We start from the raw sequence: 25530 nt of genomic DNA, 5'->3' as shown, positions 1-25530 counted from the left end.
AACTCACTCACGTCATTCCCGCGAAAGCGGGAATCCATGCTGAGTTTGCTTTTGCGACGCCTTTGAGCTCCGCGTAGATGCGGGCAATAGGCCGGAGAGGCAAATAATGTTGGTACTCTCTGGAATCTTTGCTATAATTCGCGGCTTCTCCGAGAGGGGAAGGATGCAGGAGAGGTGGATGAGTGGTTGAAGTCGCACGCCTGGAAAGCGTGTATAGGTTCATAGCCTATCGGGGGTTCGAATCCCCCTCTCTCCGCCAAGGACACAAAAGCGAAAGGCCACCCTCGGGTGGCCTTTTCGTTTTTGTGCCTTGGCGGAGAGAAGCAAGCCCCCTGCGGGGCTTGCGTGGGGAATTCGAAGGCATCGCCCCTACCGGGGCGAGCCTCTCCGAATCGTCCGTTTGCCACCGCGAAGCGGTGGCGCGCCGGAGGCGCCGCGCGCAGCGCAAAAATTCCCTAAGGAACTATTCCCCTAACCATTGCCAGATTGCCGGAACTGCCCCTCATGGGCGCTTGGAGAATCAGGATATAAAGTACCCTGATGGAAAACAATTTTCCACACACCACCTGCATCCCTCCTGAGCGCAGCGAGCACCGAGTCGAGCTCGGTGTGCATCATTTCATTCCTCCGTCTGGGCATCCGGATAGCGCAAAGTGTCGCGCTTGGCGAACAGGCTCGCCATTTCCTCCATGTGCTCGTTTCCCCAGGTGCACAGCGGGACGATCGCCTCGGCCAAGCTGCGACCGAGCGGGGTCAGCGTGTAGTCCACGCGAGGCGGCACTTCCTTGTAATCATTCCGCGCCAGCACGTGATCGGCCTCCAGATCCTTCAATTGCTGGATCAGCACCTTGTCGCTGACGCCCTGGGTCAGGCGTTTGAGCTCGCCGTAGCGCTTTGGGCCGTCGCGCAGGAAAAACAGGATCAGCGGTTTCCACTTGCCCGAGATGATGCGGAGCGTGGCGTCGAGCCCGCAGGAGAAGCCGCCGGTACCGCAGGTTTCGTGAGTCGTCATGGTCGTCATTGCCGTAGTTGTTAGTGTACTTACCAAAAAGTGCATACTTGTCCTTAGGTTAGCATGGGTCTATATTGGGGTCAAGGAAGCAAATCCCTGCTTCCTTAAAACTGCAAGGAAAGACGCACATCATGACCAGACTGAATGGAAAGACCGCCGTGATCACCGGCGGCGCTACCGGCATCGGCCGCGCCGCGGCAAAGCGCTTCATCGAGGAGGGCGCCTTCGTGTTCATCTTCGGCCGCCGGCAGGAAGCGCTCGACGCCGCTGTGGCCTACCTCGGGACCAATGCCCGCGCGGTGAAGGGCTCGGTCTCCGATGAGGCCGACCTCGACCGACTCTACGCCGCGGTGAAGGCCGAGCGCGGAACCCTCGATATCGTCTTCGCCAATGCCGGAGCGGGAAGCCAGCTTGCGCTCGGCAAGATCACCGCCGAGCACATAGACGAAACCTTCGACACCAATGTGAAGGGTACGATCTTCACGGTCCAGAAGGCGCTGCCGCTGATGGGCGAGGGCGGTTCGATCATCCTGACCGGATCGAGCGCCGGCACCACGGGCGCCCCGGGCATGAGCGCCTACAGCGCGAGCAAGGCTGCGGTGCGCAACCTCGCTCGGACCTGGGCGGAAGATCTGAAGGGCACCGGCATCCGGGTCAACGTGCTGTCGCCCGGGGCGACAGCGACCGAACTCGCGAAGGAAGCGCTGGGCGAGGAGGGCCAGAAGTTCTTCGCCTCGTTGACTCCGCTCCAGCGCATGGCCGATCCGTCTGAGATCGGGGCTGCGGCCGCTTTCCTCGCGTCGTCGGACAGCAGCTTCATGACCGCCAGCGAGGTCGCCGTCGACGGCGGCCTGGCGCAACTCTGATTCGCTACGCCCGCCGTCACTCCATTCGATAGTCGGAGCCGGCAGGGCGTGCTAAACCCAAGGAAAATATATGAGCTACGCAATTATCGGCTTCGGCAAGCTCGGCCAGGCACTGGCCAAGGCGTTTGCCCGAAGCGGCATCGAAGTATCCGTTGCAACCACGCGCGACCCGGCAAGCTTCGCTTCCGCTGCGGCCGCGATCGGCCCCGGGATCATTCCCAAAACACTGGCGGAAGCCGTCAAGGCGGACATCGTCTTTTTGGCTGTCCGTTTCGAGTCGCACAGGGAGGTCGCGAAGGCGCTGCCCACCTGGGCCGGAAAGACCATCATCGATGTGACCAATGCCTATGGCGTGCCGCGTGAGGAACTGGGAGGACAGCCTTCTTCCGCCAAGGTCGTCGCGCAGGCCTTCACTGGTGGAAGACTGGTGAAGGGCTTCAACCATTTGGTTGCTGCCGTCCTTGAGCAAGATCCGTCCGTAAATGGTGGCAGGCGAGTCGTGTTCCTGGCGAGCGACGATGACGGCGCGGCGGCGGAGGTTGCTGCGCTTGCGGAAAAACTTGGTTTCGCGCCGATCAAACTGGGCGGCCTTGTGGAAGGTGGACTGCTTGTGCAGGCGCGCGGAAATAGCTGGGGTCAACTGATCTTCAAGGACCTGGTCAAGGTCGACTGATTGCGGTCCTGATCATTCTTTGCCGTTAGGGAATAGACATCCGCCGTTGCGGACCAGTGCCTTCACCTCTTCGCTCACCTGCATGGGGTTTTGACTGATACGCGCAACGAAGTCCTTGAGGGGCCGCACGTACGACTTCGCATCGTGCTGCGCGCTCCAGAGGACGATGTTGAGCACGATGGGAATGAGGTCCAGGCCCTTCTCGGTCAGCGTGTAGAAGTCCTTGCGTCCGTCGGGGCTGGGCGCCTTCAACAGAATCCCTTGCCCTTCAAGAAAGGACAGGCGGGAAGCCAGGACGTTGGTCGCGATTTTCTCCTCCGATTTCAGGAACTCGCCATACGTCTTCTTGCCGGCAAAAACGATGTCGCGAATGATCAACAGCGACCACCGGTCGCCGAACATCTCGACCCCGTAGTTCACCGCGCAATGGGACCGAAGGTCATCTTTACTCGTCGTTTTCATGGGCCGATTTTAACATCACTTGCTCGGCGCAAGTAAAATTTAGGAATTTCACTTGCTTTTTACAAGTGAAATGACTAGCATGGTTTGCATGTTGAGGGCGGTCACCACCTTCTGCTATCCCATCACTCACAAGGAACAGCACTATGCGCGTTTTCGTTACTGGAGGAACCGGCCATATCGGTTCGTACATCATTCCCGAGCTGGTCGCGGCCGGACACGAAGTTACCGGTCTTGCCCGCTCGGACAAGGCCGCGGATGCGGTGGCCGCACTTGGCGCCAAGGTGCGGCGCGGGGATATTTCCGACCTCGAGGGACTCAAGGCGGCGGCGGCCGACTCCGACGGTGTCATTCATGTCGCGCACAGGCAAGACCTGCTTCCCTCCGGCGGGATAGACGCCGTGGCCGCTGCGGAACTTCAGATCATGCTCGCGTACGGCGAAGCGCTGGCTGGAAGCGGCAAGCCGCTGGTCGTGTCGGGGAGCATAGGCGCGCCCGGGTGGGAAAAGCTGGGCCGACCAGCCACCGAGGAAGACCCGTCGCTTCCCGGCGGCGATGCGTACAAGGGAACCTTGCGGGTTCGTAATGCCGTGGAGCTCGCCGTCATCGGCCTCGCGGAGCGGGGCGTGCGGTCGTCGATCGTGCGGATTCCTACTATCGCCCACAGCACGACCGACGTCGCCTTTCTTCCATTGTTGATCGGGCTGGCGAAGGAAAAGGGCGTCATCGGTTACCCGGGGGAAGGCGCGAACCTGTGGCCGGCCGTGCACGCCCGTGACCTCGCCGTCTTATTCCGCCTGGCGCTGGAGAAGGGCGAGGCTGGCAAATATTGGCACGGCGTCGAGAGTGAGGGCATCCCGTTCCGCGCCATCGCCGAGGCCATTGGCAGTCGCCTGGGCGTGCCGGCCGTAAGCATACCTGCGGACGTGCTGATGTTGCCGGGGTACTTTGGCTTCCTGGCAAGCCTGGTCACGCTCGATCTACCGGCGTCCAACCTCATCACCAGGCAGGCCCTGGGCTGGGAACCCACTCAGCCTGACCTGTTCGCCGACATGGACAACGGCCACTATTTCCCTGTCGCCTGACCCGCGCTGTCTTGCCGGGGCGACGCCCCGGTAAGAAATGACGAGCAATCCGCTAACTTTAAGAGGTAACAATATGAGCACTACAATCAGCATCATCGGTGGGGGTGGCATGGCCACGGCAATCGCGGGTCGTACCATCAAAGCCGGGCATACAGTCGAGGTGATGGTCCGCGACCAGTCCAAGGCGCAGGCGTTTGTCGACAAGCTTGGCGCTGGCGCGACCATCGGGACGTACGGCGCAGCACCAAAGGGCGACATCGTCATCCTCGCCGTGCCATACGGCAGTGCGGCGTCGGTGGTGGCCGATTTCGGGGCGACGCTAGTCGGCAAGGTGATCATCGACATCACCAATCCGTTCGCGCCCGATCTCTCCGGCCTGGCGACCCGCAACGGCAGTTCCGGTGCGCAGGAGACGGCCAAAGGCCTCCCCGCCGGCGCGCATGTCGTGAAGGCATTCAACACCCTGTTCGGCCACGTCCTCGCGCGGGGCGGGCGTCTCGATGCGTTCTTCGCAGGTGACGATGCCGAGGCCAAGGCCCGCGTCTCGGGCTTCCTCGACAGTCTGGGGCTGCGTCCGCTGGATGTCGGCAGCCTGCAGATGGCGCAGACGCTCGAATCGCTCGGGCTGCTGATGATCAGTCTGGCGAAAAACGGCGCGGGCACCTTCAACATCGCCATGCGCGTCGATATCGGCTGACTTCGATGAGCACACAAGAGAACGTCCAGCGGGTCGACTGCCTCGTCATCGGCGGCGGTCCCGCTGGACTGACGGCCGCGCTCTACCTGGCGCGCTTCCGGCTGAGCGTCCAGGTCATTGACCGGGGCGCGGGACGGGCCGCATCGATCCCGCTGACGAGGAACTACCCGGGCTTCCCCGACGGCATCAGCGGCCGCGACCTCGTCGAGCGCATCAAGACGCAGGCGGTCCGTTACGGCGCCCGGATCGCCACTGCGGAAGTGGCGACGGTGGAGCGATCCGGCGACGTGTTCCAATGCCGTGCGGGGAACGGCCTGATGATCGAGGCTTCGGCGGTGATCATAGCCACGGGCATACGCGACGTGCGCCCACCCATCGACGAAAACCTTCACGACGCCGCGCTCGCGGCCGGGCTGATCCGCTACTGCCCAATCTGCGACGGCCTGGAGGTAACCGGCCGGCGGGTCGCGGTGATCGGCCGTGGCGCCCACGGTGCCCGCGAGGCGAAGTTCGTCCGCAGCTATGCAGACGACGTGACGCTCCTGGCGTGGGACGGCGCGACCGACCTCGACGCCGCGCAGCGGGGCGATCTGTCGCAGTCGGGCATCGTGGTGGTCGACAGGGCGGTGACCAGTGCGCGCATGCTCGACGGCCAGCTGGTTCTTGCCACTGATGGCGGGGAGTTGGCCTTCGACGCGGTTTATCCGGCGTTGGGCGCGAAAGTCGCCTCCGGCATCGCGCAGGGCTTGGGGGCCAGGGTAAATGGGAACGGCTACCTCGTCGTCGACGAACACCAGCGGACAGACGTCCCGGGCCTGTACGCTGTTGGCGACGTCGTGGCCGGCCTGAACCAGATCAGCCGCGCGACCGGACAGGCCGCGACGGCCGCTACCGCGCTACGCAATGACCTCTTCGCCGGATCCGGCTCGCGCCGATAAAATCAGGGTCGCTTCAACTGGCCGATAACGCTCGCCACCTTGGTGGTGATCATATCGACTGCCGGGCCATTGGCGCCATGCGGAATGATGACATCGGCGTAGCGCTTGGTCGGCTCGATGAATTGCTTGTGCATCGGGCGCACGGTTTCCAGATACTGGCCGACGACGCTTTCCACTGAGCGGCCGCGCTCGGTAATATCCCTTTGCATGCGGCGGATGAAGCGGATGTCGGAGGCGGTGTCGACAAAGATCTTCAGCGACATCATGTCGCGCAAGTCCGCGTCATACAAGGCAAACAGGCCTTCGATCACGATGACCGGGGCTGGCTTGACTGGAATGGTCCGGTTGGAGCGGTTGTCGATCGTGAAGTCGTACTCCGGCATCTCGATCGCTTCGCCGTTGCGCAAGGCCTGAACGTGCTGCACCAGCAGTGGCCAGTCGAAAGCCTGCGGATGGTCGTAATTCTGCTGGCGGCGGACTTCCGGGGTGAGGTGGGTTTGGTCGCAGTAGTAATCGTCCTGCATCACGACCGAGACCATGTCAGCGCCAAACGAGGCCAGCACTTGCTGGGACACCGTTGACTTGCCACTGCCGCTTCCGCCAGCGACACCAATGACAAATGGATTGAAAGAAATCTTGTTCATGCCGAATGATACCGGAACCGCGACCGAACCGACAGGGGCCGGCTGAATCCGCACCGCAAAGCCGACGTTTGTAAAGCGTGTGGTCAGCTCCGCGCCGTATGAAAGGTGATCGCGTAGCCATCGGGATCGCCAGCGACGAAGAAGCGACCAAAAGGACCGTCGGCGAGCGGGCTGAGGATCACGCAGCCCCGCTCGACAATCAGGTCGTGCAGCGCATCGGCATCGGTGCACGCGAGCCAGAGTGCCATGCCCACACCGAGTGGCCCCGCTTCGGGCAGTGGGCGCAGAGGCTCTCGCAGCGCGAACGGGATAGGCTCCGTCTTGAAAATGACCGCTCCGGGAGGGCAGTGCGACGAGGCTTCGAAACCGAAAATCTCGATGTAGAACTTGCGGGACGCGGAGAGGTCGCGCACTTGCAAGGCGATGAAGTCTGGGCCGATTGGGGTTGTCATGCTAGCTCCTATTGAGTAATATAAGGGTCCTGATATTAATGTAAGGTCCCTGATATGTCAACGTCGAAAACAGTGCCTCGGAGCGGAGCCGACTGGATCGGCTACAACCTGAAGATCACGCAACACCGGCTGAGGCAACGACTGGATGCCGAACTCGCGCGGCTCGGCATCACGGCACCTCAGAACGCAGTCCTGCTTGCAGTCGCCGGCAATCCGCGCATCTCGAATGCCGAGTTGGCGCGCGCAGCGTTCGTGACGCCGCAGACCATGCAGGGAATCCTCGTCAATCTCGAACGCGGCGGCCTGATTACGCGGAGCCCGCATCCGGAGCATGGCCGGGTCATCATGACCGAGTTGACGAAGGCAGGCCAAAAGGCCGTCGCCGAGGGAGCGAAAGCAGCCGACGTGGTGGAACGCCAGATGCTATCTACGCTTTCAACTGAAGAGGCTCAGCTTCTTTGCCAACTACTCAAGCGCTGTGCCGCCGCGCTGGGCGACGAACCGTCTGGCGGCTAGCGGAGTGCTTATTCCGTCAAGATCGAGCTTGCGATGATATTGAAGAGACGCTCCGCGCGTGGCGCGGACGAAGGCTGATCGCCCAGCCACGCCAGCGCCGCAGCCAACGAGAACAAATCCTCTCCATCCATATCGGTGCGCGCCAGCCCCTCGGCCTGGGCGCGCACAAGAAGCCGTGTGCCGGCTGCACGCATCGTGACGCACGAAGCGTGCAGGGCGGAGTTTTCATCCTCCATGGCCGCCATCATTGCCGAGATAACGCCCTTGTAGTTGCGTGCGCAGGCGACAACGTCGCGCAGCCAGGCCACGAGCGCAACATCGATTCCTCCCGCAGTTTCCACTTCGCGTGCCTGAGCCGTCAGCTCGTCAAAGCTGGCGCGCAGCAAGGTTTCGAGCAGCGCCTCTCTCGTCGGGAAATGACGATATAGCGTGCCTAGCCCGACATCCGCCTTGCGCGCAATGTCGCGTAGCGAAGCGTCGGCTCCGTCAACGGTTACCACCGCGCGCGCAACGGCGAGTATGTGGTCATAATTTTTTTTTGCATCGGCCCGCATAGACTTCCTTGACAAGTGGAGCACTGCTCCGTATATTCTATTATATTCGGAGCGCTGCTCCGGTAATGATAGCTCATTTGTAGCCAAGGAGAAAGCGATGTCCATCAACACGATGAAAGCGATTCGGCAGCACGAATTCGGTGGTCCTGAAGTTCTGCGTTATGAGGACGCGCCGCGTCCTGAAGTGAAGCCGGGCGAAGTGCTGATCCGCGTTCACGCGGTCGGCATCAATCCACCCGACTGGTACCTGCGCGACGGCTATGAAATGCTGCCTCCCGAGTGGCGGCCGCAAGTGTCCTTTCCGGTTATTCTGGGGACGGACGTGTCGGGTGTGGTCGAAGCGGTGGCCGATGACGTGAAGGACTTCACCGTCGGAGATGAAGTGTATTCAATGGTGCGCTTTCCGAACGGCCTTGCCGGGGACAGCAAGGCTTACGCTGAGTACGTCAGCGTGCCGGCATCGGAAGTTGCGCTCAAGCCGGCCGGCATTGATCACGTGCATGCAGCCGCGGCGCCGATGTCGCTGCTTACCGCGTGGCAGTTCATGATAGAACTCGGGCACAACGAGCCGAACCCGCTTCAGCCGCACATACATGTGCCCGTGCCACTCGAGGGCAAGACAGTCCTGGTCAACGGCGCCGCTGGCGGAGTGGGGCACTTCGCGGTGCAGCTGGCCAAGTGGAAGGGCGCGCGCGTGATCGCGGTAGCGTCAGGCAAACACGAGGCGCTCCTGCGCGACCTCGGCGCGGATGAATTCATCGACTACACAAAGGCTACTCCCGAGGATGTCGTCCATGGCGTCGATCTCGTCATCGATGCGGTTGGCGGCCCGACCACCGGCCGCTTCCTGCGCACGCTCAAGCGTGGCGGCGCGCTGTTCCCGATCTTCCCCTTGGGCTTTTCCGGCGCCGAGGAAGCGGAAAAGCTCGGCGTCACGGTCTCGGCGACCCAGGTGCGATCGAGCGGGCCGCAGCTCGCAGAGCTTGCGCGGTTGCTTGACGCCGGGACGGTTCGCGCCGTGGTCGACAGCATTTATCCGCTTGCCGATGCCCGCAAGGCGCATGAACGCGCCGCGAGCGGCCATATTCAAGGCAAGCTCGTGCTTACGGTCGCATGAGGCGGTTTGCCGATTTAATCAAGCAGAACAGGACACGCAAAATGATTATTCTCATGGGTCACCTTCACCTGAATCCATCCGATGTGAAGGAGTTCGTCGCCGATACTCAGGCCGTTTCTGTCAGCACGAGAGCAGAAAAGGGATGCCTGTTTTACAGCGTCACCTTGGATGATGCCGGCGCCGGGCGCATGCTGCTCGTCCAGCGCTGGCAAGATCAGGAATCGCTGAAGGCTCATCTTGAAACACCGGCAACGGTGAAGTTTTTAACGAAGTGGGCGGACAGGTTCAAAAGCGAGCTTCTCCAGTACGATGTTTCGAATGAGAGAACTCTCTTCAATTAGACGGCCTGCTCACGTCGTCCGCTTACTTCGGCCGGCCTTGTGCCGGTGAAAGGCGGAACTTTGTTCGACGATCCCCCATGATGGCCTGCAAGTCTGCGACGCTTAACTCGGTGGCCTCATGTATGCGAATGAGGAGCGAGGCGCTGACGGGCAAGCGATGGTGACGAATCTTGCTGATCACCGGTGGCGCGACTTCCAGCGTACGCGACAAGGCAGCATCGTTCTTCAAATGAAGGATATTTTTTAGCGTATCGAGCAGATTACTTGGATCGTACGTTGACGTCAAAGCCATGCGGGTATTCATTGTCAGTCCTTTCGTTATCGGGAAGAATTGATTCTGAGTGTACATATTTGCAAGTCACAAAATCGTTGATGATAAACAAGTTTGATATGCATCAAATGGACCAACTTGCATATGGCTATCATTTCCAAATGGAAAAGCCACCCGCAAATATCGATCACACCTGGTGCCGACGGCGCGACCGCTTGACGGCGCAGCGTATCGACGTCGGGCTCGTGTTCCTGGAAATGCTTGGCGCGACTGATGCCGCAGAATATTTCGCGCAGAGCCGGGTGCCGGACCGCATTGCCGAACGAGTCTTGGTCGGCGCCGGGCGCCGCCGCGACGGTGATTGCTGGCTGAACATCGATTAAATCAGCGGCATGGAGACTTCGAACCGTCCCTCTCCATCGCCGACCCCATAACGAATGGAACTGCTCAGTGCTGCTTTCTCACCTAATCAGGAGGGCGCGGATTGGCCGTTGTGCGACCATGCGTAGGCTTGTCCCTCACTAGTTCCAACCATTTCTTAACGAATTTAGAGGGAGAAAGTCATGAGGGTATCTACGGTCAATGGTGGGCAGTCGCCGTCTGGCGATTCAAGTTACGGTCAATGGGGGCCGCAAATCCTGGACGCATCCAAGAAAACCGGCATCCCGCCAGAGCTGCTCTATCAACAAATGATGGCCGAGAGTAGCGGCAATCCCAATTCACTGGGTGATGGCGGGAAGAGCTTTGGCCTGATGCAGATACAGCAGACCACATGGGAAGACTTCCAGAAAAACAACCGCGACAAGTTGCCGCCTGAACTGAAGAACGCCAGCTGGGACCAGATCAAGAACGACCCTCGCTTGAATCTCCTGGCAGGGGCGGCGCTGATGAAGGGCTATCACGATGAATGGGCGGCAAAAGGCTATTCCAGCGACGACGCCTGGAAACTGGCGCTCAGGCAGTACAACTCCGGTAGCGTTCCGGATCCGAATAATCTCAGCAATGCCGGCGGCGCGACAGCTGGATACGTGGACAAGATTTGGGGAGCCTATGCATCGGCGCCCGGCTTTAAGGCAAATAACGTTATTGTTCCTGACGATAAGGATATCACGTAGTTCGGCCCCTGCTTGTCGCGAAGTTTGCGCAACCATTTCGATTGGATATTGTGCTATCGTTGCAATCCCATAATAAAGTGGTTGCGCAAACATGCCCTCGCTCAAGATCAAAGGACTACGCTGGTGGATGATAGGTTTGATCATGCTGGGGGCGATCATCAACTATCTGACCCGCAGCACGCTGGCGGTGTCCGCTCCCACGCTGCTCACTGACCTGCACATCACCACCCAGGAATACTCGTACATCACCGCCGCGTTCCAGGGCACGATCATGCTGCAGCCGCTGTGCGGCTACGTGCTGGATGTGATCGGCCTGAAATACGGATTCGCCATTTTCGCGGCGGCCTGGTCGGTCATCTGCATGGCGCACGGCATGGCCACCAGTTGGCAGGGTTTGGCTGCCTTGCGCGGCCTGCTGGGGCTGGCCGAGGGATCGGCCAATCCGGCCGGCATGAAGGCGGTGTCCGAATGGTTCCCGGCCAAGGAGCGCGGACTGGCGGGCGGCATCTTCAATATCGGCGCGTCCTTCGGCTCGATGCTGGCGCCGCCGCTGGTGGTGTGGGCCATCCTGCACTACAACTGGCAGTCCGCCTTCGTCATCACCGGCGCGCTGGGCCTGGTCTGGGTGGCGGCCTGGCTGCTGCTGTACGACGCTCCGGCCCGCCATCGCCGCCTGTCCGCCGAAGAGGCGCAGCACATCGCCGCCGGCCAGGAGCAGCATCTGCAAGGCAACGGCGGACGGCCGTCGATACTCAGCATCCTCAAGATGCGCAATTTCTGGGGCATCGCCTTGCCGCGCTTCCTGGCCGATCCGGCCTGGGGCACGCTGGCGTTCTGGGTGCCGCTCTACCTGACCACGGTGCGCCATTTCGATCTGATGCAGATCGCCATGTTCGCCTGGCTGCCTTTCCTGGCCGCCGACATGGGCTGCCTGTTCGGGCCGCTGGTGGTGCTGGCGCTGCAAAAGCGCGGCGTGCGGCTGATCAACGCCCGCCGCGGCGCGTTCACGCTTGGCGCCTGCATGATGATGGGTGTGGCCTTTGTCGGTTTCGTGGACAGCCCTTACGCAGCGATCGCCTTGCTCAGCCTGGCCGGCTTTGCGCACCAGACCTTGTCCGTCACCGTCATCACCATGTCGTCGGACCTGTTCCGGCGCAATGAGGTGGCCACCGTGGCCGGCATGTGCGGCACCTTCGGCAACCTGGGTCTGCTGATTTTTTCGCTGCTGATCGGCGGGCTGATGGCGCGCGTCGGCTACACGCCGTTTTTTGTCAGCCTGGCGGTGCTCGACCTGCTGGCCGCGTTGCTGCTGTGGTGCCTGGTGCGTGAACCTCTCTCGAAAACATCATCATGATTCAAAACCCCATCCTTCCCGGCTTCAATCCCGACCCGTCCATCGTGCGGGTGGGCGACGACTATTACATCGCCACGTCCACCTTTGAATGGTATCCGGGCGTGCAGATCCACCATTCGCGCGACCTGGTCAACTGGCGCCTGCTGAGCCGTCCGCTCACGCGCGCCAGCCAGCTCAACATGCTGGGCGCGCCGGATTCCTGCGGCGTGTGGGCGCCTTGCTTGAGCTATGCGGACGGCTTGTTCTGGCTGATCTACACCGACGTCAAGCGCTATGGCCGCACGTCGACCGGCGGCGCCACCGGCAGCGCCTCCTTGCGCGACTTCCATAATTACCTGGTCACCAGTCCGGCCATCGATGGGCTATGGTCCGATCCGATTTATCTCAACAGCAGCGGCTTCGATCCGTCGCTGTTCCACGACGACGACGGCCGCAAGTATCTGCTGAACCAGCTGTGGGACCATCGTCCGGGCAGCAACCGCTTCGCCGGCATCGTGGCGCAGGAGTACTCGGTGGGGGAAGGGCGGCTGATCGGCCGTCGCGAAAACATCTTCAAGGGCACGGCGCACGGCCTGACCGAAGCGCCGCACCTGTACAAGCGCAACGGCTACTACTACCTGCTCACCGCCGAGGGCGGCACCGGCTGGAACCACGGCGTGACGATGGCGCGCTCGCGCGACCTGCATGGACCGTACGAGCTGCACCCCGACCGGACCATCCTCAGTTCGCGCCATCGCCCCGATGCCGAACTGCAGCGGGCCGGCCATGCCGACCTGGTGGAAACCCAGGACGGCCAGACCTACATGGTGTATCTGTGCGGCAGGCCGCTGCGCAATCGCGGCACGTGCACGCTGGGGCGCGAAACCGCCATCCAGCCGGTTGTGTGGGGCGAGGATGGCTGGCTGCGCACCGCCGATGGACAAGGGACGGCGCAGTTGCAGGCCGCGGCGCCGGCCTTGCCGGAGCACCGCTTCGAGGCCGAGCCTGCGCGCGAGGAGTTCGATGCGGCGCAATTGCCGATAGCCTTCCAGTGGCTGCGCACGCCATGGCCGGAAGAGTTGTTCAGCCTGACCGAGCGGCCAGGCCATCTGCGCTTGTATGGTCGCGAAAGCCTGGGCAGCCAGTTCCGCCAGGCGCTGGTGGCGCGCCGCCAGCAGGCGCATTGCTACAGCGCGTCCACCGTGGTTGAATTCGAACCCGAGCATTACCAGCAGCAGGCGGGGCTGATCTGCTATTACGGCGGCGCCAAGTTCCACTACCTGTACATCACGCATGACGAGGTGGTGGGCAAGCACTTGCGCGTGATGAGCAGCCTGCCCAATCACGTGCAGACCGACACCTTCACGGCGCCGATCGCGCTGCCGCCGGGCCTGCCGGTGCAGTTGCGCGTGGAAGTGGACGAGGAACGCCTGTACTTCGGCTATCGGCTGGACGGCGGCGACTGGCACTGGCTGGCGCAGCAATTCGACGCCAGCATTCTGTCGGACGAAGCCAACGCGCCCGGCCAGCCCAACTTTACCGGCGCCTTTGTCGGCATGGCGTGCCAGGATATGGCGGGCAGCGCCTTGCATGCCGACTTCGACTATTTCGAGTACCGCGAGCGGCCGTATTGCGTCAATCCGATGCGGATGGCCGCACAGACTTGATGGCGCACCGATAACGACAAGAGCCGCAGCCGTCCGCCTTGAAGCGGAGCGACTGCGGCTCTTGTGATCGCTCAGGCCGTCAAGCGGCCCGGTGTCTGGTGCTTAGCGCGATTTGCTCGACGACGAACCGCTGCCGCCGGACTGCTTGTTGCCGCCGGAAGAGCCGCCGCTCGAACCTTCGTTTTTGTCGTCGTTCTTGTGGCTTTGACGGCCGGCTTCCACATGCTGCTCGTGGGTGCCGCCTTGGGTGCCGCCGCTACCCGACTGCTTGCTGGAGCCTTCATTTTTGGACGATGCGTTGCCTGCGGACGAAGAGCGATTTGCCGACGTGTCATCCGATTTGCTGCTGGTGCCGGTGCTGCCTGATTTTTGATTCGAATTCATGATGATCTCCAGATTGTGGGTGGGTTCCGTCGCCGTCAAATGCGATCGGTGTAATCATCATGCCCGCTCCGGACCGTGCACCATATCAGCGCAATACCGCTGATAAAGTAGGATCAGGATGAGTTCGCCAGCGGACATAGCACCCGGCTCCGTTGCATCAATCCGATATGCGCGCCTGTTGAGACTGCAAGGCGCGGCGCAGCCAGAACGCGGCGGCGGCCGTAATCAGCAGCAGGGTGATCAGCGAACCTTCGACGCCGAACGCGCCGCCGGTCAGCATGGCGTTGCCCACCAGCTCGCCGCGCAGCAGGCCGTCGGTGGCCGCGTGGCCGGACACGGTCGACGAGAACACTTCGCTGACGCAGTAGTTCCACGCGACGTGGGAACCGATGCAGACCCACAGGCGGCGCGTCTTCATGTAGAGCGCGGCCTGCAGCACGCCATAGGCGGCCAGCGCGCCCATCGCCAGCAAGGAGACGCCTTCGTTCGGCAGGTGGCCCAGGCTGAACACCGCCGCCGAGATCACGATGGCGGCCTTGCTGCCCAGCGAGCGCTCGGTGACGCCGAAGATCACGCCGCGGAACATCATCTCCTCGGCCATGCCGACCAGCAGCAGCTCGGCCAGCGGCAGCAGCATCATGACGCCGACCGCGTTGACGCCGTCGAAGCGGTAGACGCCCAGCGCCGCCAGCACGGCAAAAGTCATCGCCACAAGCGCTGCGCCGAGCAGCAGGCCGGCACCCAGTTCACGCGCCATGCCCGGCGTCGCCAGCTCGGCCGGCTGGCGTTTTTCGATGCGGCGCACATAGTAGCGGTAGCCGAACCACACCAGCACGGCGGCCAGCAGCTGCGGCCACGCGATGCGGTGGGGCTTGTCCACCAGCTTGGAGGCGATGATCATCGTCAGCGGCACCGGCGCAAAGGTCAGCACCAGGCCGAGCACGATGCGGACCAGCGGATATGCCATCACGCGCGATGCCACGGTGGGTTTGTTGCTTGTCATGTCCAGAGTATTTTCCATAGCCGCTTTCTTAGGGAGTTGGGCGTACTTTCTTGTTTGCGCTGCGGATGCGGTCGCCAAAGGAGCGCTGCCCCAGCACCGCGATGGCTTGCGCCAGGCACTCGGACAAGGGGAAATCCAGTTCCGCATCCAGGCTGTCCGCCGCGTGCCTGGTCGCTTGCCAGCACGCCTGCAGATGCGGCAGCAGTTCCTCGCCCTGGCGCGTCAGGCGCACCACGCGCTGCCTGCCATCCTCGCCGCTGGCGGCGACCAGCAGCAGGCCTTCCTTCTTCATCAGCGCCACCGTTTGCGTTGCCGCCGGCTGGGTGATGCCGGCCAGCTCGGCCAGTTGGCCGATGGTTGCGCTCTTTTGCTGTACCAGCGCGCGCATGATCGGCGTGTAGCGCGGCCGGTAGTTCAGGCCCGCGTCCACATAGGCTTGCTGGACCGCGCCGTCCAGCAGTTCGATGAGGTGTCGCAATTGGGTTCCGAGTCCTTGTTTCATGCGTTTATGCTATCACATTATATAAGTGCTTATGTAAATATTTAAAAAAATGTCCATCGATGAAGATGGACCTTATGCGGGCGGTTCGCCCGTTACGCTTGCAGCAAGCGGTTGATGACGTCCACGCTGGCGTCGTCGATGCGCAGGAACTGCACGCCGGTCTTGAAGCCCAGTTCGGCATCCGCATCGCTGTAGACCACTTGTCCCATCGCCAGCACGTTGTGGCTGGCATCTCCCAGCCGCACCTGGAACGAGACGGCGCAGTATTGCGCCAGCTTGATCTGGCAGTCCGTCTGCAGGCTGACGCCGCCATGCGACAAGTCCACCGTGCTGGCGGCATGGCGGGTCTCGTCGATCATCGTCAGCGTTGCCGCATGGCGTGTCGTGTGGCGGTGGGAGACTCTGGCTTTCTGGCTCATGGCTGGCATCCCAATAGTAGCATTGGGACAAGAATATCAGCCGATGGGCAAGTACCGCAAGAGCTCGCTAAGGGCGTCGTGCCTTGCCGGTCTTGATCGATGCGACGATGTCCGGCGCCGCGGCCTCGGCGGCGGCGTGGGCGGCGGCTTCGTCCGCCAGTTGCTGGCCCACCGCCACGCGGTGCTTGTGCAGCAGGTTTATGCGGTGCATGGGATTGCTGGATGGCGCGAACACCGCGATGTAGGCGCCCCACTGGCTGCAGCCTTCCAGCGGCTCGGCCGAGAACTCGATCTCATAGTTGTCTATGTATTTGGTCGGCATGTTTTTCTCCTTGAGGAACCACCAATGCCTGAGTTGTCGAATCCTCTGCCACGCTGGCCGCCATCGATAACGGCTCCAGCTCCTTCTCGCGTTCCACCGGCTGCTTCTTTTTCCTCGGCTTGGGCGCCAGCATCGTGCCGCTGCAGTTGGCCGCGCCGCAGCGGCAGGCGAAGGCGCGCTTGATCGCCGGCGTGTGGCGGCCTTCGTAGATCAGCGGATACGAATAGCTGAGCTCCTCGCCGCTCTTGATATCGCACAGCGCGTAAATGTAGATGCGCCCCTCGTCCTCGATCGCCTCGCAGTTCGGATCGCACGAATGGTTGATCAGGCGCGCGGCGTTGCCGTGGTCGCCGCCGTCGATCACGTCGCCGTCAGCCAGGCTGAAGTAGAAGGTGTGGTTGTGCGGGCCGCCTCGCAGCGCGGCCCGTTCCTGCGCCTCTTCCCATGAGATCTGCCGGCCCTTGTATTCGATGATGCGGTCGCCGGCCGCAATGTCGCGTTGCGCGAATACGCCGTTGCCGTGGACCGTCGAGCGCTTGACGCGATAGGCTTTCTGGCGGCGCGGGGTTGGCTGGGCTGCTGCTGGATGGTCGTCGGTCATGGGTTCTTCGGTTGGATTGAAAGTCGATCGATACGCTATTCTACGATTCTCTTCCGGCGTCTGCTGAATATTGGTGATCAAGCTACAATCCCAGCTGTTGCAATCACGCGAGACGTCATGAAAATAGGCATGCAGACATGGGGGAGCCACGGCGATGTCCGGCCGTTTCTCGCGCTGGCGGAAGGGCTGCAGGCAGCGGGCCACGAAGTCACGTTGTTGATCACCAGTTTCGATAACGCTGCATATGAAGGACTCGCTTCGCGGAACGGCGTAACAATCCGCGTGATCGCATCGCCCGCTATCTCGCCGGACGAGGCCGAAAAGATAGCCCGGACTGCCTATAATACGCGCAATCCGATGACGCAAATGGCCGAAATTCTGCGGCTGTGCTTTGCGCCGGCGGAAGAGGCCATGTTCGCGGCGGCCCAGCAGCTATGCGCGGACGCCGACCTGCTGATCGGCCACTACTTCATGCATCCGCTGCAAATCGCGGCCGAGCAAGCCGGCCGGCCCTATGTCAGCGTGCTGCTGTCGCATGCGGCGATCCCGAGTGCGTTCAACCATCCGCTGGGGATTCCTTTGGGCCGCCTGGGCAATCGGGCCTTGTGGTGGCTGACCAGGACGCTGCTGCATCGGGCCGCAGGCCATTATCCCAACAGGCTGCGCAAACGCCTCGGCATGCGTCCGACGGAGGATATCGTGACGGAAGTCTGGCTGTCGCCGCACCTGACGCTGGCGGCGGTCAGCCCGCAGATATGCGAGCGGCAGCCGGACTGGCCGCCGTCGCTGCAAGTGTGCGGTTTCCTGGATATGCCCAACATCGAACTGGAGGGGCGTTTGCCCGAGACGCTGGCATCGTTCCTGGCCGCCGGCGCGAAGCCGGTCTACATGACCTTTGGCAGCTGGATGCCGCGCGACCTGGCCAGCCAGAGCGAAACGCTGCGCCTGCTTACCGATGCGGCCGGGTCGGCGGGCTGCCGCGCCATTATCCAAAGTCCCGGCTGGCGCGAATGCGGCTTCGAGTCCAGCGACCAGGTGCTGTATGTCTCGGGCGGGCCGCACCACTTGATCTTCCCGCGATGCCAGGCCGTGGTCCATCATGGCGGCGCCGGAACAACGCAGTCGGCCACGCTCGCCGGCAGGCCATCCGTTGTGGTGGCACACATCAGCGAGCAGGAGCACTGGGGGCGGGAATTGCAGCGCATGGGCGTGGCCGGCGGGATAAGCAAACGGCGCAGCCTGACAGCCAGGCAGTTGGCCGGCCGGCTCAGGCTGGTGCAAGACACGCCGGAAATGACAACCAGGGCGGAAGCCGTTGCCAGGGCGATGGCGCTCGAGGACGGGGTTGCGCAAGCCGTCAGACATATCAATGAGCGATTCGGCTGCGACTAGTGGACTCTTGCGGGCGACACCGCGATTCGTCCTGGCATACAATTGCAGCCACCAGTCCCGGACGAGGAAACAACATGAATCCAGTTCACGACAGACGCCAGCGTGCGCAGCAAACGTCGGACACTGCGGGCTGGCACTCGCTTGAGTTCATCGTGCGGCAAGCGCTGGAAGTGCAGCGGGATATCGGTACGCCCGGCGCCGTGGAGTTTTTGCAGGGTATGGGCATCAACCCGAAAGTGATCACCCGCGTGCTGGCGCCCGATGCGAAGATACGCGCAGCGGACCAGCTTGTGCTGCGCCGTACGCCCGACTGAAATCATTGCCCCCCTTGGTGAATTTCGCAATTGCCGCGCCATAGGGCAGCTTGCAGAATGTCCTCATAACAAAATAGCGAGACATTCCCCTATGAAAATCCCGAACTGGCGCCTGGCGGCGTCGCTGGCCGTATTGTCGACCTCCGCGCTGGCGGCCGCGCCTCAGGAATTGAAAGTCTATACCGGCCAGCCGCTGGATTCGGGGCATGTGACGGTGGCGAACTTCGAGACGACCATGCGGCTCGACGGCGACACCGCCGTGATCCCGCCGTCGCTGACGATACCGTCCAGCCATGTCGTCGCGAGCAAGGCCGGCCAGGGACTGACCCTGAGCTTCAAGGACTCCTGGTATGCCAGCCTGGGCGTGGAAGGCGACAAGCCGGTCGATCTGCGCCCCTACCTGGCGCGCGGGGTGCTGGCGCTGGACGTCAACGTCAAGGAAATGTCGCACGGGGGCCTCAGCTTCGCGCTCGGCTGCGGAGAAAAATGCAGCCGCAACGTGCCGTACGTGATCCCGGCGCGCGCGATGGAGGGCAAGGGCTGGCAGCACGTGGTGTTCCCGGTCAGCTGCTTCGTGCGCGACGGTGACGATCTCAGCGCCATCACGCGGCCGTTCCTGCTTGACGCCACCGGCACCGGCGAGGTGTCGGTGGCCAACATCCGCTACCAGGCCAACGGCAAGCCCAACGCCAGCTGCCCCGACTACAAGACGGTGTCGGTCACGCCGGACAAGCTCAACGAATCCTGGTCTATCGACTGGTGGACTCCGCGCCACGAGAAGAAGCTGGCCGAAGCCAAGGCGCTGGGCAAGAGCGCGCAGGTGGTCTTCATCGGCGATTCCATCACCGAGGGCTGGGAGAAGAGCGGCGCGCCGGTGTGGGAGCGCTATTACAAGCCGATGAACGGCCTGGCGCTGGGCTTCGGCGGCGACCGCACCGAGAACGTGCTGTGGCGCCTGCTGCACGGCGAAGTGGACGGCATCGCGCCGAAGCTGGCGGTGCTGATGTTCGGCACCAACAACACCGGTCATCGCCACGAGGATCCGAAGACCACGGCCATCGGCATCAAGCGCAATATCGACGAACTGCGCCGCCGCCTGCCGGACACCAAGATCCTGCTGCTGGCGATCTTCCCGCGCGGCGCCACGCCCGACGACGAGCTGCGCCGGATCAATGAGCAGGTCAACGGCATCATCTCGGGCTTTGCCGACAACCAGCATGTCTTCTTCCTCAACATCAACAAGGAATTCCTGACGCCGGACGGCACGTTGTCGAAGGACATCATGCCGGACCTGCTGCATCCGAACGAGAAGGGCTACGAGATCTGGGCCCGGTCGATGGCGCCGGAACTGAAGCGGCTGATGGGCGCCGGCGAATCCTACGCATGGGGCAACGTGGCCATCGGCGGCAGCGGCTTCGTTTCGGGCATCATCACCAGCAAGACCGGGAAGGGCCTGATCTACGCGCGCACCGACGTCGGCGGCGCCTACCGCTGGGACGGCGCCGACAAGCGCTGGATCCCCTTGCTGGACTGGGTATCGGACCAGGAAACCGGCCTGCTGGGCGTGGAGTCGATCGCGATCGATCCGAGCGCGCCGGCCAAGGTCTACCTGTCCACCGGCATCGCCTACATGAACGGCGGCGCCAGCGCGATCCTGAAATCCAGCGACTACGGCAAGACCTTCACCAAGATCGACGTGACCGGGCAGTTCAAGGTGCACGGCAACGGCATGGGGCGCGGCAATGGCGAGAAGCTGCAGGTCGATCCGGCCAACGGCAAGATCCTGTACGTCGGCACGCGCGCCAACGGCATGTTCAAGAGCGTGGACGAGGGGCTGACCTGGCGGCACCTGGACGCCCTGCAGGTCGACACCACGCCCAACAAGAACGGCGTGAGCTTCGTGGTGCTCGACCCGGCCAGCGCCGGCGGCAAGGCCGATGACAAGGACCGGGAAACATCGCGCATCTTCGCCGGCGTGTCGCGCTATGGTTCGGTTGGCGCCAACATGTATATGTCCAACGACGCCGGCAAGACCTTCACCGCGCTGGCCGGCGGCCCGACCGCGTTGATGCCGCAGCGCGCGGTGCTGGCGAAGGGCAGCCTGGTGGTGGTCTACGCGCAGGGCGCCGGCCCGTGGGGCGACGTGGCGCACGGCGAGGGCATGGAGCAGGGCCAGGTGTGGAAGTACGATATCGCCGCCGCCAGGTGGAGCAACATCTCGCCGCCGCTGAACCGCGCCTATGCCGGCATCACCGTCGACCCCGGCAACCCGGACCGCATGATCGTCTCCACCGTCAGCTACTACGGCCAGCCCCATACCATGGGCGACAAGTTCTTCGAGACGCTGGACGGCGGCAAGAGCTGGAAAAGCATCGTCGACCAGGGCGTGCGGATCGACGCCAACGGCGTCAGCTGGATCGCCGGCAGCTTCATCCACTGGACCGCCAGCATCGAGTTCGATCCGTTCGACACCAACACCGTCATGGTCGTTTCCGGCAACGGCATCTTCAAGTCCACCGATATCCACGCCGCGCCCGCGGTGTGGAAGTTCGAGGATGCCGGCCTGGAGGAGTCCGTGCCGCTGAACATGATCAGCATACCCGGCGGACCGGCCATCTCGGCCATCGGCGACTACGACGGCTTCCGCCACACCGACGTCACGCAATACGCGCCCATCCACACGCCGACCATGGGCACCACCTGGGGCCTGGACTATGCCGTCGGCAATCCCAAGGTGGTGGCGCGGGTCGGCGGCGAGATGTACCTGTCCGGCGACATGGGCGTCAGCTGGAAGAAAACCGCCAGCCTGAAAGGCAAGCAGGGCCAGCTGGCCCTCAGCGCGGACGGCAAGGTCATCGTGCACAGCCCGGCAAAATCCGCCGTCAGCTACTACTCGGCCGACGCCGGCGACAGCTGGAGCGCCGTCAAGGGACTGGACGGCGGCCGTCCGGTCGCCGATCCGGTCAACCCGCGCAAGTTCTACGCCCTGAGCGGCGCCAAAATGCTGGTAAGCGGCGACGGCGGCGCCAGTTTCGCGCCGGCGGGCGGCCTGGCGTCGGCCCATGGCTCGAAGGTGGTGCGCGCGGCGCCGGGCCGGGAAGGGGATGTCTGGGTCGCGCTGTACGATGGCGGCCTGGCCCGTTCCACCGATTCCGGCGCCAGTTTCGCCAACCTGGGCAACGTCGGCTATGCGGCGGCGGTCGGCTTCGGCAAGGCCGCGCCGGGCGCCGGCTATCCGGCCGTCTACATCTGGGGCTCGGTGGGCGGGGTGCGCGGCCTGTTCCGCTCGACCGACACCGGCGCCAGCTGGCTGCGCGTCAACGACGACGCCCATCAATACGGCGGCCCCGGCGACGCCCAGTTCGTCGTCGGCGACGCCAATACCTTCGGTGTTGTCTTTATGAGCACGGCCGGCCGGGGCATCGTTGTTGGCCGTCCGCAACGTCTCCTATAAAAAATTCATATAGCTGATTGCGTTTTTTTCATTCCTGTATTTTCTCGTAGGCATGCACAATATCCAGTGCTTTCCTGACCGAGGTAGGATGAAAAATGCAGAAGAAGTCACATCGGATTGCGCTGCTGTTTAATGCAAACAAGATTTTTGATCGTGAAGTCATTGCAGGCATCGCGTCTCATCTGAGCAGCACCCGTGCATCCTGGGATTTATTCCTGGAGGAAGACTTCCGCCTGCGCCTGCCCGGCATCGAGCATTGGCAGGGCGACGGCATCATCGCCGACTTCGACGACCCGGCCGTGGCCTCCGCACTGGAGCGCAGCCGCATTCCGGTGGTGGCGGTCGGCGGCTCCTACGCCAGGGAGGCCGACTATCCCGGCTCCATCCCCTACGTCGCCACCGACAATTTCAAGCTGATCAAGATGGCCCACGATCACCTGATCGAGGCCGGGCTGCGCCATTTCGCCATGTTCAGCCAGCCGGAAGCGCAGGAAAACCGCTGGGCGCAGGAGCGCGAAACCGCCTTCCGCACGCTGATGCGCAAGGACATGATGGAGCCGCAGATCTACCGCGGCCTGGGCACCAGCGCGCCGTCGTGGGACGAGGCGGTGGAGCAGCAGATCAAGTGGCTGCACAGCCTGCCGAAGCCGGTCGGCATCATCGCCGTCACCGACGCCCGCGCGCGCCAGCTGCTGCAGGCCTGCATCATGGCCGGTATCGAGGTGCCGGAGCAGGTGTCGCTGATCGGCATCGACAACGACCCGCTGGCGCGCATGCTGACGCGCATTCCGCTCAGCTCCGTGATCCAGGGCGCGCAGGAGATGGGCCGCACCGCCGCGCACCTGCTGGACCAGATGCTGCACGGCGTGCGCCTGGCCGGCACGCGCATCCTGGTGCCGCCGGTCGGCATCAACGTGCTGACCTCGACCCGCCACGAAACGCCGAAGCACCCGCACGTGATGCGGGCGCGCCATTTCATCCGCCAGTACGCCTGCCAGGGCATCAAGACGCACCAGGTGGCCGAGTATGTCGGCATCTCGCGCTCGTCGCTGGAGTCGTACTTCCGCCAGGAGCTCGATTGCAGCGTGCACGACGTGATCCTGCGCTTCAAGCTGGACGCCGCCACCGATATCCTGGCGCGCGGGGAGCGCAGCATCTCCGACGTGGCGCTCAGCTGCGGCTTCACGTCGGTGCAGTACATGCACGCGGTGTTCAAGCGGGAGCTGGGCTGCACGCCGCGCGCCTACCAGGACCGGGCGATGCTCAACTGCGCGCCCAAAGGCGACGGCGCGACTGTGACGGATCTGCGCAGCGTCGCCTAAATCATGATCGGGATTGGTGAGTTTCATAATTGCCGTCACTGGTGAATCGGGTCAGAATCCTCCACGCAGTTTGCCTGGAGATAAGACCTTGGAAAAAAATATCAATGCAATTTACCCCGGCCTGGCCGGCAAGCGTGTCGTCGTCACCGGCGGCGGCAGCGGCATCGGCGCCGGCATCGTCGAGGCGTTTGCGCGCCAGGGCGCCCGCGTCCACTTCCTGGACATCGCGGAGCAGGAATCGTTCGCGCTGCAGGCCGCGCTTTCCATCCTGCCCACGCCGCCAAGCTACATCCGCTGCGACCTGACGAATCTCGACAAGGTGGCGTCGGTGTTCGCCGACATCGGCCCGGTCGACATCCTGATCAACAACGCCGCCAACGACGACCGCCACAAGGTGGGTAATGTGAGTCAGGGCTATTGGGACAACCGCATGGCGGTCAACCTGCGCCATCATTATTTCTGCGCCCAGGCGGTGGTGCCCGGCATGCGCGAGCAGGGCGGCGGCGTGATCCTGAACTTCGGTTCGATCTCGTGGCACCTGGCCTTGCCGGAGCTGACCCTTTACATGACGGCCAAGGCGGCCATCGAAGGCATGACGCGCGGCCTGGCCCGCGATCTCGGTCCGCACAACATCCGCGTCAACAGCATCATTCCCGGCGCCGTGCGCACGCCGCGCCAGGAAGCCCTGTGGCATACGCCGGAGGAAGAGGCGCGCATCCTGGCCGGCCAGTGCCTGCCGCAGCGCGTGGAGGTGGAGGACGTGGCGGCGCTGACCCTGTTCCTGGCCTCCGATGCGGCGGGCCGCTGCAGCGGCCGCGAATATTTCGTCGACGCCGGTTGGTACGGCGCTTGATAGCTGGATAAGCTAATATGCTGTTGGGGCTCAGACCCAGGCCAACAGGAGACGGAATCAATGAAGAAATTACTCAGCGCGGCGGCCATCGCCGTCATGATGGCGACGGCCGGCGGCAACGCCATGGCCGACGCCAAGAATCCCAAGATCGGCTTCTCGATCGACGACCTGCGCCTGGAGCGCTGGGCGCGCGACCGCGACTACTTCGTCGCCGCCGCCGAGCAGCAGGGCGCCAAGGTGTTCGTGCAGTCGGCCGACGCCAGCGAACAGCGCCAGATCGCCCAGATCGAGAACCTGATCTCGCGCGGCGTGGACGTGCTGGTCATCGTTCCCTTCAACGCCACGGTGCTGAACAACGCCATCCGCGAAGCGAAGAAGGCGAAAATCAAAGTCGTTTCGTACGACCGCCTGATCCTCAACGCGGACATCGACGCCTACATCTCCTTCGATAACAAGATGGTAGGCGAGATGCAGGCGCAGGGCGTGGTGGCGGTGAAGCCCAAGGGTAATTTCTATCTGCTGGGCGGTGCGCCGACCGACAACAACGCCAAGATGCTGCGCGAAGGCCAGCTGAAGGTGCTGCAGCCGCTGGTCGACAAGGGCGATATCAAGATCGTCGGCAAGCAGTGGGTCAAGGACTGGAGTCCGTCCGAGGCGATGTCCATCATCGAAAACGCGCTGACCGCCAACGGCAACAAGATCGACGCCGTGGTCGCGTCGAACGACGCCACCGCCGGCGGCGCGATCCAGGCGCTGGCGGCGCAAAAGCTGGACGGCAAAGTGGCCGTCTCCGGCCAGGACTCCGACCTGGCGGCCGTCAAGCGTGTGCTCGCCGGTTCGCAGACGATGACCGTCTACAAGCCGCTCAAGCTGATCGCCTCGGAAGCGGCCCGGCTGTCCATCCAGCTGGTGCGCGGCGAGAAGCCGGCCTACAATTCCCAGTATCAGAACGGCTTTAAACAAGTCGATACGCTGCTGCTCAAACCGACCGCGCTGACCAAGGCCAACATCGACCTGGTCGTCACCGACGGCTTCTACACCAAAGCGCAACTCGGCATCAAGTAAGCCGCGCCACATCCCCCAGTCCCGCCTACGCGGCGGCCCCCCCCCCCCGGCCCCCCCCGGTTTTTTTGAATGGCCGGGGGGGGGAACCAAACCGGGGGCCAAAAAAATAAAAGCGGTTGTGTTATTTTAAAATATAGGCAAGAAGGGGTAAAATAAAAA

At 62.9% G+C, this 25530-nt stretch carries 30 protein-coding genes and 1 tRNA gene; 19 read left to right on the top strand and 12 right to left on the bottom strand.

Annotated elements, in window-relative coordinates; translation table 11 throughout:
• Positions 1–168 precede the first annotated feature (168 nt).
• Positions 169–259 (top strand) — tRNA-Ser (locus tag ACCD07_RS18845).
• A gap of 360 nt (positions 260–619) precedes the next feature.
• Here the strand turns inward: ACCD07_RS18845 and ACCD07_RS18840 are convergent.
• A complete protein-coding gene (locus ACCD07_RS18840) occupies positions 620–1021 on the bottom strand; it encodes a winged helix-turn-helix transcriptional regulator (protein ID WP_413448228.1) in 402 nt (133 codons plus the stop codon).
• A 122-nt stretch (positions 1022–1143) separates the two neighbouring features.
• Between ACCD07_RS18840 and ACCD07_RS18835 the strand changes: the two genes are divergently transcribed.
• Positions 1144–1878 (top strand): SDR family NAD(P)-dependent oxidoreductase, encoded by a 735-nt coding sequence (locus tag ACCD07_RS18835; protein ID WP_413448227.1) that lies wholly within the window; start codon positions 1144–1146, stop codon positions 1876–1878.
• 70 nt (positions 1879–1948) lie between these two features.
• Positions 1949–2551, top strand: a complete 603-nt coding sequence (locus ACCD07_RS18830) for an NADPH-dependent F420 reductase (RefSeq protein ID WP_413448226.1) — start codon at positions 1949–1951, stop codon at positions 2549–2551.
• 12 nt (positions 2552–2563) lie between these two features.
• Here ACCD07_RS18830 and ACCD07_RS18825 read toward each other — a convergent pair whose 3' ends face one another.
• The gene (locus ACCD07_RS18825; protein WP_413448225.1) at positions 2564–3013 is read right to left on the bottom strand and encodes a winged helix-turn-helix transcriptional regulator; all 450 of its coding nucleotides are present in this window, start codon (positions 3011–3013) and stop codon (positions 2564–2566) included.
• A 143-nt stretch (positions 3014–3156) separates the two neighbouring features.
• Here ACCD07_RS18825 and ACCD07_RS18820 point away from each other — a divergent pair, with 143 nt between their 5' ends.
• From ACCD07_RS18820 to ACCD07_RS18810, 3 genes are all read left to right on the top strand, one after another.
• Positions 3157–4095 (top strand): SDR family oxidoreductase, encoded by a 939-nt coding sequence (locus ACCD07_RS18820; protein WP_413448224.1) that lies wholly within the window; start codon positions 3157–3159, stop codon positions 4093–4095.
• A 73-nt stretch (positions 4096–4168) separates the two neighbouring features.
• Entirely contained in the window at positions 4169–4792 is a 624-nt protein-coding gene (locus ACCD07_RS18815; protein ID WP_413448223.1) for an NADPH-dependent F420 reductase, read from the top strand.
• Positions 4793–4797: 5 nt separating this feature from the next.
• Positions 4798–5730, top strand: coding sequence for an NAD(P)/FAD-dependent oxidoreductase (locus ACCD07_RS18810; protein ID WP_413448222.1), 933 nt, complete (start codon positions 4798–4800; stop codon positions 5728–5730).
• 2 nt (positions 5731–5732) lie between these two features.
• On the opposite strand, the gene udk is transcribed toward ACCD07_RS18810, so the two are convergent.
• Both udk and ACCD07_RS18800 read right to left on the bottom strand, forming a co-directional pair.
• Complete coding sequence (udk, locus tag ACCD07_RS18805) at positions 5733–6374, bottom strand: uridine kinase (RefSeq protein ID WP_176655617.1); 642 nt, start codon at positions 6372–6374, stop codon at positions 5733–5735.
• An 83-nt stretch (positions 6375–6457) separates the two neighbouring features.
• A complete protein-coding gene (locus tag ACCD07_RS18800) occupies positions 6458–6826 on the bottom strand; it encodes a VOC family protein (RefSeq protein WP_413448221.1) in 369 nt (122 codons plus the stop codon).
• 54 nt (positions 6827–6880) lie between these two features.
• Here ACCD07_RS18800 and ACCD07_RS18795 point away from each other — a divergent pair, with 54 nt between their 5' ends.
• On the top strand, positions 6881–7342 hold the full coding sequence (locus tag ACCD07_RS18795) for a MarR family transcriptional regulator (protein WP_176655619.1): 462 nt from the start codon (positions 6881–6883) through the stop codon (positions 7340–7342).
• Positions 7343–7350: 8 nt separating this feature from the next.
• Here ACCD07_RS18795 and ACCD07_RS18790 read toward each other — a convergent pair whose 3' ends face one another.
• Complete coding sequence (locus tag ACCD07_RS18790) at positions 7351–7896, bottom strand: TetR/AcrR family transcriptional regulator (protein WP_176655620.1); 546 nt, start codon at positions 7894–7896, stop codon at positions 7351–7353.
• Between the two features lie 97 nt (positions 7897–7993).
• Between ACCD07_RS18790 and ACCD07_RS18785 the strand changes: the two genes are divergently transcribed.
• Together ACCD07_RS18785 and ACCD07_RS18780 are read left to right on the top strand one after the other, a co-directional pair.
• Positions 7994–9013, top strand: coding sequence for an NADP-dependent oxidoreductase (locus ACCD07_RS18785; protein WP_413448220.1), 1020 nt, complete (start codon positions 7994–7996; stop codon positions 9011–9013).
• A gap of 41 nt (positions 9014–9054) precedes the next feature.
• Positions 9055–9354 carry a putative quinol monooxygenase gene (locus tag ACCD07_RS18780; RefSeq protein WP_353400328.1) on the top strand — a complete coding sequence of 100 codons (300 nt, stop codon included), beginning with the start codon at positions 9055–9057 and terminating at the stop codon, positions 9352–9354.
• Positions 9355–9376: 22 nt separating this feature from the next.
• On the opposite strand, the gene ACCD07_RS18775 is transcribed toward ACCD07_RS18780, so the two are convergent.
• Positions 9377–9658 (bottom strand): hypothetical protein, encoded by a 282-nt coding sequence (locus ACCD07_RS18775; protein WP_176655623.1) that lies wholly within the window; start codon positions 9656–9658, stop codon positions 9377–9379.
• Positions 9659–9753: 95 nt separating this feature from the next.
• Here ACCD07_RS18775 and ACCD07_RS18770 point away from each other — a divergent pair, with 95 nt between their 5' ends.
• The 4 genes from ACCD07_RS18770 (at position 9754) to ACCD07_RS18755 (ending at position 13740) form a co-directional block, all read left to right on the top strand.
• Positions 9754–10008, top strand: a complete 255-nt coding sequence (locus tag ACCD07_RS18770) for a hypothetical protein (protein WP_176655624.1) — start codon at positions 9754–9756, stop codon at positions 10006–10008.
• A gap of 180 nt (positions 10009–10188) precedes the next feature.
• A complete protein-coding gene (locus tag ACCD07_RS18765; protein WP_413448219.1) occupies positions 10189–10740 on the top strand; it encodes a transglycosylase SLT domain-containing protein in 552 nt (183 codons plus the stop codon).
• Positions 10741–10867: 127 nt separating this feature from the next.
• Positions 10868–12094: an MFS transporter gene (locus tag ACCD07_RS18760; protein ID WP_413448218.1), complete on the top strand. Its 1227-nt coding sequence runs from the start codon at positions 10868–10870 to the stop codon at positions 12092–12094.
• Positions 12091–13740, top strand: a complete 1650-nt coding sequence (locus ACCD07_RS18755; RefSeq protein ID WP_413448217.1) for a glycoside hydrolase family 43 protein — start codon at positions 12091–12093, stop codon at positions 13738–13740. The genes ACCD07_RS18760 and ACCD07_RS18755 overlap by 4 nt, the downstream gene beginning before the upstream one ends.
• Positions 13741–13842: 102 nt before the next feature.
• On the opposite strand, the gene ACCD07_RS18750 is transcribed toward ACCD07_RS18755, so the two are convergent.
• The 6 genes from ACCD07_RS18750 to ACCD07_RS18725 form a co-directional block, all read right to left on the bottom strand.
• Entirely contained in the window at positions 13843–14124 is a 282-nt protein-coding gene (locus ACCD07_RS18750) for a hypothetical protein (protein WP_353400338.1), read from the bottom strand.
• 157 nt (positions 14125–14281) lie between these two features.
• Entirely contained in the window at positions 14282–15145 is an 864-nt protein-coding gene (locus tag ACCD07_RS18745; protein ID WP_176655629.1) for a type II CAAX endopeptidase family protein, read from the bottom strand.
• A 10-nt stretch (positions 15146–15155) separates the two neighbouring features.
• On the bottom strand, positions 15156–15629 hold the full coding sequence (locus ACCD07_RS18740; protein WP_176655630.1) for a MarR family transcriptional regulator: 474 nt from the start codon (positions 15627–15629) through the stop codon (positions 15156–15158).
• A 92-nt stretch (positions 15630–15721) separates the two neighbouring features.
• A complete protein-coding gene (locus ACCD07_RS18735; RefSeq protein ID WP_176655631.1) occupies positions 15722–16048 on the bottom strand; it encodes a PilZ domain-containing protein in 327 nt (108 codons plus the stop codon).
• A 67-nt stretch (positions 16049–16115) separates the two neighbouring features.
• Positions 16116–16370, bottom strand: a complete 255-nt coding sequence (locus tag ACCD07_RS18730; RefSeq protein ID WP_176655632.1) for a hypothetical protein — start codon at positions 16368–16370, stop codon at positions 16116–16118.
• Positions 16342–16971 (bottom strand): SET domain-containing protein, encoded by a 630-nt coding sequence (locus tag ACCD07_RS18725; protein WP_176655633.1) that lies wholly within the window; start codon positions 16969–16971, stop codon positions 16342–16344. The genes ACCD07_RS18730 and ACCD07_RS18725 overlap by 29 nt, the downstream gene beginning before the upstream one ends.
• A gap of 117 nt (positions 16972–17088) precedes the next feature.
• On the opposite strand from ACCD07_RS18725, the gene ACCD07_RS18720 reads away from it, so the two are divergent.
• The 6 genes from ACCD07_RS18720 to xylF all read left to right on the top strand — a co-directional run bounded on the left by ACCD07_RS18720 (position 17089) and on the right by xylF (position 25371).
• Positions 17089–18363, top strand: coding sequence for a glycosyltransferase (locus tag ACCD07_RS18720; protein ID WP_413448216.1), 1275 nt, complete (start codon positions 17089–17091; stop codon positions 18361–18363).
• Between the two features lie 74 nt (positions 18364–18437).
• Positions 18438–18677: a hypothetical protein gene (locus ACCD07_RS18715; protein WP_413448215.1), complete on the top strand. Its 240-nt coding sequence runs from the start codon at positions 18438–18440 to the stop codon at positions 18675–18677.
• 91 nt (positions 18678–18768) lie between these two features.
• The gene (locus tag ACCD07_RS18710; RefSeq protein ID WP_413448214.1) at positions 18769–22131 is read left to right on the top strand and encodes a GDSL-type esterase/lipase family protein; all 3363 of its coding nucleotides are present in this window, start codon (positions 18769–18771) and stop codon (positions 22129–22131) included.
• A 95-nt stretch (positions 22132–22226) separates the two neighbouring features.
• Positions 22227–23453, top strand: a complete 1227-nt coding sequence (locus ACCD07_RS18705) for a XylR family transcriptional regulator (RefSeq protein WP_176655637.1) — start codon at positions 22227–22229, stop codon at positions 23451–23453.
• An 88-nt stretch (positions 23454–23541) separates the two neighbouring features.
• A complete protein-coding gene (locus tag ACCD07_RS18700) occupies positions 23542–24306 on the top strand; it encodes an SDR family NAD(P)-dependent oxidoreductase (protein WP_218088014.1) in 765 nt (254 codons plus the stop codon).
• Between the two features lie 60 nt (positions 24307–24366).
• Positions 24367–25371, top strand: coding sequence for a D-xylose ABC transporter substrate-binding protein (xylF, locus tag ACCD07_RS18695; RefSeq protein WP_176655638.1), 1005 nt, complete (start codon positions 24367–24369; stop codon positions 25369–25371).
• The last annotated feature ends 159 nt before the right edge of the window (positions 25372–25530 follow it).

Source organism: Duganella sp. Dugasp56 (assembly GCF_047304105.1).
Classification (GTDB): Bacteria; Pseudomonadota; Gammaproteobacteria; order Burkholderiales; family Burkholderiaceae_D; genus Rugamonas; species Rugamonas hordei.
The sequence above is the reverse complement of the archived record's forward strand: the minus strand, read 5'-3'. Positions and strand labels throughout refer to the sequence as shown.